Source organism: Arthrobacter sp. SO3 (assembly GCF_020532825.1).
In the GTDB taxonomy this organism is placed as follows: domain Bacteria; phylum Actinomycetota; class Actinomycetes; order Actinomycetales; family Micrococcaceae; genus Arthrobacter.
Map to the genome: position 1 here is coordinate 1 of NZ_MQTS01000124.1, position 980 is coordinate 980.

Below are 980 nucleotides of genomic sequence, written 5' to 3' on the forward strand. Positions count from 1 at the left end.
AAAAGACCCCGGACCCGCAAAATCCCCGCCAATCCGGGAAACCCGGCCAGCCCCCGAATCCCCATGTCAGGAGCCCTGGTTAACGAAAAAGGAGCGGCGACCCCAGGGGTCGCCGCTCCTTTCAAGCGTTCAAGAAGACTACTTCTTCTTGGAGACTGCAGCCTTCAGCTTGGAGCCTGCGGTCAGCTTGACGCTGTGGCCCGCGGCGATCTGAATGGTCTCGCCCGTCTGCGGGTTGCGGCCGGTGCGAGCTGCACGGTCGGTGCGCTCAACTGCAAGCCAGCCCGGGATGGTGATCTTTTCGCCCGCGGCGACAGAGGTCTCGAAGACCTCGAACAATGCATCCAGCACGGAGTTGACGGCTGCCTGGCTGGTGCCGGCCTTGCCTGCTACCTCTGCAACAAGTTCACTTCGGTTCTTAGCCATTTATGTCCTCCTGGACTGTCATGATTTCTGGAGCCTGCACACGGCATGCGCACAAGCCACTGTTCGAAAACTTACCAGCTTGCCGCCGCCGAGGTGGCAAATTCCGCGTGTTTTCGGCCTTTTTTGGGGAAAAACCCGGGATTCGGCGCCTTTCTGGCCAATATTTCGCCAACAGCGGACGTTCCCTCAGCTCCGTCAAGGACTGCCCTGCGCGTCCCCCGGATCCCGCGCGTTCCGGGGCAGCACGCGCTGAAGCCCCAAGGGGCACGACGGCGGCACCCGGCCTCGTTGCGCCGGCTACGGGCCAGGCCTGGCCTGGACGGGACGGGACGGGCCATAGGCCAGCTGCGGGCCGGGCTGGACGGGCCATAGGCCAGCTGCGGGCCGGGCTTGTGCCAGTAAGCGCCTGAATCCATGGGGTCTGAAAGCCCGGGGCCCCTCCCTTCCGACCGCTTTGCCGGAAGGGGTTTGTGCTTAAATGCGGGAGAGCCCCGACCGTTGTGGTTGGGGCTCTCGACCGTTTAATGATGTTCCGGCGGTGACCTACTCTCCCA

Annotated in this window: 1 protein-coding gene; it reads right to left on the minus strand. The window is 63.6% G+C overall.

Annotation, left to right across the window (positions count from 1 at the left end; all coding sequences use genetic code 11):
- Window positions 1–138: 138 nt before the first annotated feature.
- Complete coding sequence (locus BJQ90_RS12540; protein ID WP_024367639.1) at window positions 139–426, minus strand: HU family DNA-binding protein; 288 nt, start codon at window positions 424–426, stop codon at window positions 139–141.
- Window positions 427–980 lie beyond the last annotated feature (554 nt).

Bases quoted from the DNA above. Each gene is read 5' to 3' on its own strand.
- BJQ90_RS12540 (WP_024367639.1), bottom strand. From the start codon at position 426: ATGGCTAAGAACCGAAGTGAACTTGTTGCAGAGGTAGCAGGCAAGGCC.